This window comes from Paraflavisolibacter caeni (assembly GCF_025628885.1).
Taxonomy (GTDB): Bacteria; Bacteroidota; Bacteroidia; order Chitinophagales; family Chitinophagaceae; genus Flavisolibacter; species Flavisolibacter caeni.
This window is the reverse complement of the sequence record NZ_JAOTIF010000007.1, coordinates 1-9883: the sequence shown is the minus strand read 5'-3', so window position 1 is coordinate 9883 and position 9883 is coordinate 1. Positions and strand designations below refer to the sequence as shown.

Annotated in this window: 7 protein-coding genes; all 7 read right to left on the bottom strand. The window is 40.9% G+C overall.

The window, feature by feature from the left end; genetic code table 11:
- Positions 1–3 precede the first annotated feature (3 nt).
- Positions 4–2181, bottom strand: coding sequence for a glycogen debranching protein GlgX (gene glgX, locus OCK74_RS11130; RefSeq protein ID WP_279297112.1), 2178 nt, complete (start codon positions 2179–2181; stop codon positions 4–6).
- Positions 2182–2719: 538 nt separating this feature from the next.
- Positions 2720–3793, bottom strand: a complete 1074-nt coding sequence (locus tag OCK74_RS11125; protein ID WP_279297111.1) for a Gfo/Idh/MocA family protein — start codon at positions 3791–3793, stop codon at positions 2720–2722.
- Positions 3794–4237: 444 nt separating this feature from the next.
- Positions 4238–5098: an amidohydrolase family protein gene (locus tag OCK74_RS11120; protein WP_279297110.1), complete on the bottom strand. Its 861-nt coding sequence runs from the start codon at positions 5096–5098 to the stop codon at positions 4238–4240.
- A gap of 151 nt (positions 5099–5249) precedes the next feature.
- Positions 5250–6398: a CaiB/BaiF CoA transferase family protein gene (locus OCK74_RS11115; protein WP_279297255.1), complete on the bottom strand. Its 1149-nt coding sequence runs from the start codon at positions 6396–6398 to the stop codon at positions 5250–5252.
- Between the two features lie 89 nt (positions 6399–6487).
- Positions 6488–7654 carry a CaiB/BaiF CoA transferase family protein gene (locus OCK74_RS11110; protein WP_279297109.1) on the bottom strand — a complete coding sequence of 389 codons (1167 nt, stop codon included), beginning with the start codon at positions 7652–7654 and terminating at the stop codon, positions 6488–6490.
- Positions 7651–8814, bottom strand: a complete 1164-nt coding sequence (locus OCK74_RS11105; RefSeq protein WP_279297108.1) for an ABC transporter substrate-binding protein — start codon at positions 8812–8814, stop codon at positions 7651–7653. The genes OCK74_RS11110 and OCK74_RS11105 overlap by 4 nt, the downstream gene beginning before the upstream one ends.
- The gene (locus OCK74_RS11100; protein WP_279297107.1) at positions 8807–9304 is read right to left on the bottom strand and encodes a MaoC family dehydratase; all 498 of its coding nucleotides are present in this window, start codon (positions 9302–9304) and stop codon (positions 8807–8809) included. Before OCK74_RS11100 ends, OCK74_RS11105 begins: the two co-directional genes overlap by 8 nt.
- Positions 9305–9883: the final 579 nt, after the last annotated feature.

Here is a 9883-nt window from a genome sequence, read left to right as displayed (position 1 = left end):
ACATCAAGCCTTCACTTTTCTTACTGAACCTTTGGGAACCTTCTTTGAAACTCCTACTTGCTCTTTAACTTTTGCCCTTAACAGCAATATCGACCTACCTTCTACTTTAATAGATTCTCTCGCAGCATATGTTGCCGGTTCAAATTCAATTTCATTCGTATCCAGTTCTTTAATCCACTTAAGTCCATATTGTCTTCCGGGCAACTTAAATGACAGTGATTCATGAAAAGCATTAAAAATGACATAAAAACTATCATCTATAACCTGTTCTCCATTGTAGCCAATGGAATGTATCCCATGACCATTGAGGAAAATAGCCATTGATTTAGCAAAGTCAACATTCCAATGCTCTTCTGTCATTTCTGAACCATCAGGCAGGAACCAGGCAATATCTTCCAATCCAATCCCTTTAATGGGCAGTCCCTGGAACCAGCGCCTCCTGCGAAATACAGGATGTTTTTTACGTAACTGTATGATCTTTTGCGTAAACTGAATTAAATCCTGATCAGCCGCCTTCCAGTTGATCCATGAAATTTCATTATCCTGGCAGTATGCGTTGTTGTTTCCTTGTTGCGTACGCCCCAACTCATCACCGGCAAGCAACATCGGCACCCCTTGTGAAAGGAAAAGGGTAGCCAGAAAGTTTCTCATTTGACGTTGCCTTAATTCAAGAACAACAGGATCATCAGTTGGTCCTTCTACACCACAATTCCACGAATGGTTATGGGATTCTCCATCATTGTTATTCTCCCCATTCGCTTCGTTATGTTTTTCATTGTATGATACAAGGTCATTAAGCGTGAAGCCGTCATGAGCAGTTACAAAATTGATACTGGCTGTAGGGCGCCGGGAGTCGTTTTTGTAAAGATCTGAACTGCCTGTAAAACGTTCAGCAAACTCAGCCAACATACTTTCTGCACCTCGCCAATAGTCACGAATACAGTCCCTGTACTTGCCATTCCATTCAGCCCAACCGGGGGGAAATTTACCCACTTGATAGCCACCTTCACCAATATCCCATGGCTCAGCAATAAGTTTTACCTGGGAAATGGTTGGGTCCTGGTGTATAATATCAAAAAAGGAACCTAGGCGGTCTACTTCATGCAATTCCCTGGCAAGTGCTGATGCGAGGTCAAACCGAAAACCATCAACTTGCATATCCACAATCCAATAGCGAAGGCTGTCCATGATCAGTCTCAGAACATGAGGGAATTGTGCATTCAATGTATTCCCTGTGCCGGTATAATCCATATAATACCGTCTATCTTCTGTAAGACGATAGTACAGGGCATTATCAATTCCCCGGAATGAAAGCGTAGGGCCCATATGATTGCCTTCTCCGGTATGATTGTATACAACATCCAGGATCACCTCAATGCCAGCCTTGTGCAACTCCTTCACCATATTTTTAAATTCTATCACTTGCTCCCCTAAGCCTCCAGTAGCTGAATAACGTACATCCGGGGCAAAGAAACCTATTGTATTGTACCCCCAGTAATTTGAGAGCCCTCTTTCCTTAAGATGCCTGTCAGTAACAAAATGATGTACTGGCATGAGCTCTAGTGTAGTGATACCCAACTCTTTTAAGTAATTGATAGTAATGGGATGGGCAATGCCTGCATAAGTTCCCCTGATTTCCTCCGGCAAATCAGGATGCATCATGGTTAACCCTTTCACATGCGCCTCATATATGATAGTCTTATAATAAGGGACCTTTGGCTTTTGAACCCCCTCCCAGTCAAAACGATGGTCAATCACTACTGATTTTGGTATGTATGGAGCACTGTCTACATCGCTAAAGCTTAAATCTTCCTCAACATTTCCTATTTCATAACCAAAGAGAGCATCATGCCATTGAATTGTCCCTGCAACAGCTTTAGCATAAGGATCTATAAGCAACTTATTAGGGTTAAAACGATGGCCATTGTGAGGTTCGTAAGGACCATAAATACGGTAGCCATATAACTGACCAGGCTTTAATCCCGGAACATAAACATGCCATATGTAATGAGTTACTTCATTGATTCTGATCTTTACAGATTCTGCTTCATCCTCAGTAGAATTAAAAAGGCAGAGATCAACACCTTGTGCATTTTCAGAATAAATAGCAAAATTAACACCTTCACCGTCCCATGTTGCCCCTAATGGAAATGGACTGCCTGGAAATACTTTTGTATTCATCTAGTGAATCTTTGATTGGGAAATATTATTCATGCTAAAAACAGCACAATACAGCCTTCAACTATCCTGCCATCTATAGATGAGGTAATGATTTTATAAAATACAGGTATCAACCAGGAATGTGGAACAATTAATTCTTTGATCAAAATATCCTGATGAGGCAAGAAACTCAGAAGAAATAATTCAGATATTATTTAATAGCAATAAGGAACACAACTCATTGTAAATCAATTCACTTAGGTTTGAGCTTTGACAAAACTGATTCCTGAACTGTGTGATCAAAATAGCAGCCTGGTTCCTCTTAAAATGAAGTTTTTCTTTTGTACCACCCATTCAACATAAAATAAAAAAGTCAATTATATTAAATTGACTTATAGAGATTATTTGCACTTATTTGTAAACACGCCTTACCTGTCTTATTGGGGAAAGAATGAAGCAAAATTATTATCACATTTACAAATCAACTAGCAGACTATTAGCGAATTCCATGATGTTATTACTCTGAGTGTGGATAAATTACACGGACCAGATTTTATAATTATTTAGTATTGAATTTGGACAGGCTAACACCGCCCAGTTCACTGGATTCATAAGCTGCTTCAACACACGCCATTGTATGAATACAATCATCCACGGAATTATCAGCCTTATCTACAAGTCCATCTGCAGCAAGCATTACTTGTGCCATGCTGCCAATGAACGCATGAGGGAACCATCCCCCTTTAATATCCAATTCCTTCCATTCAGCCTTTTTTCCTTCTTCTAAAAAAACATACTCAAACTTGTCAGGCATCCCTATAGGGTAATCCATCAAGACACCCAATGTTATTTTGATAGCACCCTTTGTTCCTTCAAACTTTATATACGATTGCTGCTTATCAAGGCCGAACACATGGCAATGATTGGTTAAAATATTTGCGCGGATCATGTCTCCATAATCCATAATAATATTACTCCTCACAGAAGCCAGTTTGTTCATCACCGGGTGTTTGACAGTCTTGGCATATATACTCTTCGGGTTTCCAAGAAATGACCGGATCAAATCAATGTGATGAATGCTATGATACAGTATCTCAACACGTGGCAGGCCATACATAAACTCCCATATATGCCAGGGAGTAAAAACATTGATGTTTACTTCAATATCACATAATTCTCCTAAAAGTCCTTGATTGATTAAATCACGGGCCATTTTAATATTGGGAGCATAGCGCAATTGAAAATTGATGCCGGCGGTGAGTTCTTTATCTTTAGATAACTGAAGTATTTGCTTTGCCTGGGACAAATCTTCCCCCATAGGTTTCTGTAAAAGGACCGCTGTCCCATTTGGCAACTGTTCCATGACGCCTATCATGGCAGAACCAGGTAATGCCACATCAAAGACAACTTCTTTTGGAGCATGTTGTATCATTTCTTCCAGACTACCAAATACACGTGGAATTGCAAACTTTTGTGCTGTAGCCTCAGCTTTGTCCCTGTTGATATCAAAAATTCCTGCAACAGGAAAAGAAGCTAATTGATATGCAGGTAAATGAGCATCGTTAACTATTCCACCAGCACCAATGATAAAAATAGGCCGTGGTCGCTGAGGCAATGGACTATAAAATGACATAAGCAAATAAGGGAAGAGTAACTTCAGTTCCAGTTCCGGGCGGGGAAAGTAAATAAAATTATTGAAGCAGATTTAAATTTAAGGAACACTTCACTTTGAGAGGAATAAAGGGAGCCGGCCCCAACGGAGCCGGAAACCTTCATCTTAGAGCATCCTGTTTGGTTTTAGCTCCAACAGAGTTAAAACCAACAGGTATTAATAAAAATTGGGTACTATTTGTTCATATAGCACTTAACAGATTACTAATCTTCAAAAACGAAGGTTTCTTTCTAAGGAGATTGGAAGGAAAAGCTGGCCAAGGTTTTACATCAAATTGTTTTCAAAGATATAATTACATTTTCAAAATCATGCCAATTTACCTGTACATGATAAATGCATCCATTTTGAAAGAAATCTCCCAAACTGATCAGCTTTAAATATTCCAGAACAAATTACCGATACATGTTATTGATTATCCTGAAGATTGTAGAAATCCACAGCATTTTGAAAAAGAACTTTTTGCTGCGCCTCCTTATCCAACAGGTCATTCAAAATCGTTGTATAGGCCTGCCACGTTTTATTATAATTCCCGGCAAGAAGGGAAACCGGCCAGTCACTACCGCAAAAACAACGTTCTGCCCCAAACGCCTGCAGCGCGAACTCTACATATGGTTTTAGATCATCGGTTGTCCATGAGGTGAAGTTGCCGGAAGTTGTACCCAGTCCAGATATCTTGGCATACAGGTTTTGATGTTGAGCAGCATCTTTCATTAATCCGCCCCAACGGCCAAACTTTTCCTTTGTAGCAATGGGAGGCTGATTCAGGTGATCAAATACCATACACAGACCGGGAAGCTTTTCTGCAACCTTTAGGACCGTTTCAATGTGCGCCGGAATAATACCTACCACATCATATGGAATATTGTGAGCTTCCAATATTTGGAGACTCTCCATTACCTCTTCCTGTAAAAGCCATTTAGGATCAGCCTCATTATGAATCAGATGACGAACGCCCTTGAATAAGCGATTCTTCAGATACTTTTCTGTCAAAGCAATTTCCGTGGCAGCAGGATCATTTAAAGGTAACCATCCAACCACACCTTTCAACCAATCATTGTTTGCAGCGACCTCCAGCATCCAGTCAGTATCTTCAAAATTATTAGCCGCTTGAACAAGTATCCCTCCTGATACACCTGCAGCCAGGCGATCCTCCTCTAATTCTTCAATATGATAAGTACGATTGAGAATGGAAGTATCCCCTTCCAGCCATTTGTATTGGGCTTTATCAAAGTTCCAAATGTGAATGTGTGTATCTATTAAATTCATTGGCAAACTAATTGAGCATTCCTAAGTAATTAATAAAGTGGTAAAACTACTACTTGACCGGAAACAAAAAAAGCGGTTATTATTCCGCTTTTTTAATTATTAAAATAATATAGAAAAATACTCGAGTTATTATTGAATCCCTGTCAGCGTTTTAACAGACTATATCAAATTGCTTTTCAATTTGGTCATTATGTTCACCTAAGAGGGGGGCACCAATTTCAGAAGTAAGTATTTGACCATCAACACGTATTGGGCAACGCGTTGTTTTAATGGTCAAACCATTAGTCGTTTTAACATCCATTTCCATATTCAACAACTGATATGCATGCTCTTTCGCCAGTGTGTCATAATCCAATACTTTAGCACACCATATATCTGCTGGTTGCAGAATGGAAAGCCAATAGTCTGCTGTTTGGGTCAGGAGGTGTTCAGCGAGGATAGTTTTGATTTCATCCCGATTGTTAAACCAGGATGCTTTATCGGTGTAGTTTATAAGTGTATTGCATGAAAGCAATTGACCCAATACTACAATGTTGGTCATTGCCAGAGCGATATATCCTTCTGCTGTTTTATAAATACCGTAAGGAGCTGCCACATAGGGATTTCCATTGTTGATGCTGCTCCGAACAGGCAATTGATGCCCATCGTTGTAAAAGCAGGTCAGCACTTCGAACTGGAAGTATAGAATGCTCTCGAGCATACTTACCTGAACTAAAGAACCTTCATCGGAAATTGCTTTTTGGTAAAGTGCAGCCAGGATACCTTGTGCCACATGCGTGCCGGCAAGAATATCAACAATGGCCACTCCCATTGGTGTTGGTTCCCGTTCATCATTGTTACTCAACCAGGTTAAACCGGATGCAGACTGAACCAAGAGGTCCTGTCCGGGTAAGTCCTTCCAGGGCCCTTCCGAGCCATAACCACTGATCTCTGCATAGACCAGGCCGGGATTAATGGCTTTCACTGTTTCATAGTCCAATCCAAGTCTTTGCATCACGCCCGGACGGAAGTTATGCAACAATACATCGGCTTTTGCGATCAACTGCAAAACCCTTTCCTTATCCACAGCACATTTTAAATCAGCAGCATAGCTTTGTTTATTGCGATTTATGGCATGAAAGATAGAAGATTCGCCGTCCATGACTACATCAGACACATATAGCTGGCGGCAAATATCTCCAGTTCCTTTTTTCTCAATTTTAATTACCTGAGCGCCCATATCCGCCAATCGTAAACTAGCAGAAGGACCAGAAAGAAACTGGCTAAAGTCAATAACAATTATATCTTCTAAAAGCTTCATCAAAAAATAGAATATTTTAAGGTCCGGGTTAGTATTACAGTTCAGGGCGTTTAAAAGTTTCTACCAGATTCCTTCCAGTGATTAAAAACTTATTGTTGAATATCCGGTATGCTGACCAGTCCCATTTCTCTACAAATGCTTTCGTTATGCTCACCTAAAGTTGGAGCGGGTTTATCCGAAAACAGTCTTTGTCCATTCATTCGTATTGGACATCTTGTTGTTGTGATTTGATTTCCATTGGAAGCTTTAATTGTTTGCTCCATTTGCAAACATTTGTAAGCCTCTTCCTTTGTTAATTGCTGCCAATTAAGTACCTCCATAGACCAGATATCCTCAGCCTTCAGCTTTTGAAGCCAATGTTCAGAGGGCTGTTGCAGCAGGTGTGCAGCCAGTACTTCTTTTATTTCGTCCCTATAAATAAAAGTATCTTCCTGTTTGAATTGCGCCAGTGCACTACACTCAATAATAGTAGCCAGCCGCAGAATATTTACCATCGCAATAGCAATATGGCCATCTGCAGTAGGGTATATTCCATAGGGAGCGCCCAGCAAAGGATTCCCATTACTGATACGGCTACGTTCAGGTAATTTGCCACTGGCATAGTAAGTAGTTAGGAGTTCAAATTGAAAATCAAGCAGAGATTCCATCAAGCTCAATTCTATTAATGCCCCTTTACCGGTTTTCTGTCTTCTTATTAAGGCTGCGAGTATACCCTGGACCATCTGCTCTCCGCAAATAGTATCACCTATTGAAAGCCCAAAAGGTGTTGGATTATCATCCTTATTAGCGGTAGTGAAAGTTAAGCCTGTCAGGGATTGTAACAATAAATCCTGACCCGGATGATGATTCCAAGGGCCATTCTTACCAAAACCGGTAATTTCTGCATAAATGATCCGCGGATTGATTTCTTGTACAGATGCATAATCCAAACCCACTTTTTCCATAACACCTGGACGAAAATTGTGTGTTACCACATCTGCCTCCTCGATCAACCGCTTAATCAATAGCAAATCGTCCGGATCCTTTAAATCAGCAGCAAAGCTTTCTTTATTACGGTTAATTGTATGAAAAAGCAAAGAGCTGTCATCAGCCCATAAATTTTTAATAGACAGGCTTCTGCAGGCATCGCCTCCTTTAGGTCGCTCTATTTTTATTACCCTGGCACCCAAATCTGCCAGGCGTAATCCAGCTGATGGGCCGGATAAATACTGACTGAATTCAAGTACAATTAATCCTTTTAATGGCAGTTTGTTCATGGTTGTAATTTAAGTTCATACACAAGGCTCTCCTGGTAAAGCCTATTCATTTCCTGTAACACTGTTTCCGGGTTACCTCCTTTCCATAAATACTGGTGTAATGGTTCGCATGCGGTGTCCTGGAAATGCAAATAACCATTATACCGTGGCCTCATATAACCGCTCTGCATGGCAGGGAGCACCGAACTGAAAAAGTCATTGGTAAGCCTGTTGGCTGTTTCTGATTCCCAAGCTTTCCTGTACCCTGGTTGGCCACCATGTTCAACATAAAAGGTAGACTGGAATGATCCGGATGTCACCATTTCTGCAAACTGCAGTGCAATTTCTTTATGCTTACTAAAAGCAGAAACAGACAAGCCCGTACCTCCAATTGTTGTACGCAGCTTTTGACCATTGAAGTTGACCACATCCGCATAGGTCAATCTGTTTTCAGCATATCCGGTCCTGCTGTAATTTGAATAACAATAAGCAAATGGACAGTACCAAAATTTATTGGTTTTGGACATCATTTCTGCAACAGCTATAGGATTGCTGGTGAACATGACTTTATCAACCAGCGAATACAATTGCGGCATTGCCTCCAATGCTTTTATACCAGTTTCTACGTCAACAATTTCTTCTTTGGATTGAAAGGGTACTGTTCCATGGGCAATGCAGAAAGTGTAAAAGTTCATCAGCAGGTCAATGGGAATAGCAGGCACAGCAAGTTTACCATCTTTTGCCAGCAGCAAAACGTCTTCCCATGTTTGAGGCAGAGATACGTTATTCTTTTGAAGTAGGTCACTTCTATAAGAAGCCGCAGGTGTAGCTGCATCAATTGCCAAAGCCCACTGGTGTCCTTTATAATTGTAACTCTGATGGGAAAGACCGGTTGAATTCACGGCCTGATCATTCAAAAAACTTTCGGGCAAGTATTGATCTAAAGGCAATACACAATTGGTGGCAGCAGCGCAACCTACCCAGGGATGATCTATGATGAGTAAATCATATTGCTCAGTAAGCTTTTCAATCGGGAAGTCTGCGAATTCCTGGAGGGTGCGCTTGTGCCATTGAATTTCCACGTCGGGGAATAATTCGTTAAACCGTTGCGCCGCAGCCAGTAAGGGTGTTATTCCCCTACTATGCCCCCAAGTAATTCCCTTTAAAATAGTTTTAGCCATTAGCATCTGTTTTCTTCTGCACCAGTAAAATATGTTCACAAATCATCACCAGATCATCATTCTGGTTCAGAGCTTCTACCTTTTCAGTCACCAAGCCAAACCCAGGTTTTTTATGTTCCTTTATATCCGATATGGAGATCCTCACACGGATTGTATCGCCAATGAAAACAGGCTTCAAAAAGCGTAATCTTTCATAGCCATAGGTCATAGCCACTTCATTTATCAAACCTGCTGTCATACCGACAGCAACGCTGAAAATGAGTGTGCCATGTGCGATTCTTTTTTGGAAGGGCTGGGTCTTACACCATTCCTCGTTCATATGGTGCGGATAAAAATCACCGGTTTGACCGGCATGAAGAACAATATCTGTTTCTGTAATGGTACGGCCAATCGTCTCTCTGACCTCACTTAAACAGAATTCTTCGAAGTACTTTTTAATAAACACGGCAGCAAGATTATATGAGGGATAAAAGTCGTGTAACAATGACACAAGCACAATAGAATATTTATGAAATGTGATGGACAATTTTGCTAAAAAGGCAATATGTAGGGAATGGCGAATGATTCGAATCTGCCAGAGGCGGACAAGTTTGAATGACGAATGATTTAAATGATGAATGAGAAATGGGGTGAAGGGAATGAGATGAGGATATTAGGGTATTGGTTGTGTGAAAAATGGTTTTCTAGGCTCAAGTACGGCTAAGGTACGGCTCAGGTACGGCTCAAGGGTTAGGGGAGCAGGGAGGGGGCAAAATCTGTTTCGTGCACTAAGTATACTTGAAGTATGCTTGATGTGTGCTTGATCTATACACCATCCCTACTTCAGGTAGGCTGAAGGTATGGGGAAAGGTGGGAGGAGTAGATACGGCTTTAGTACGGAGTAGATGGGGAGTACATGAGGAGTAACTATGGAGTAAGGTCTCCTATGTTTGGTTTTTGAAGCAGTATTTTTTGAGAGGAGTCGGGAAGGTCTGGGTAGTTTTGAGTCCATCAGTGAAAAAGGGTGAGCGTACAATTTAGGTCTAAGTAACCCCTGAGGGTATACTGTTATAGAGATTTTACCTCCCCT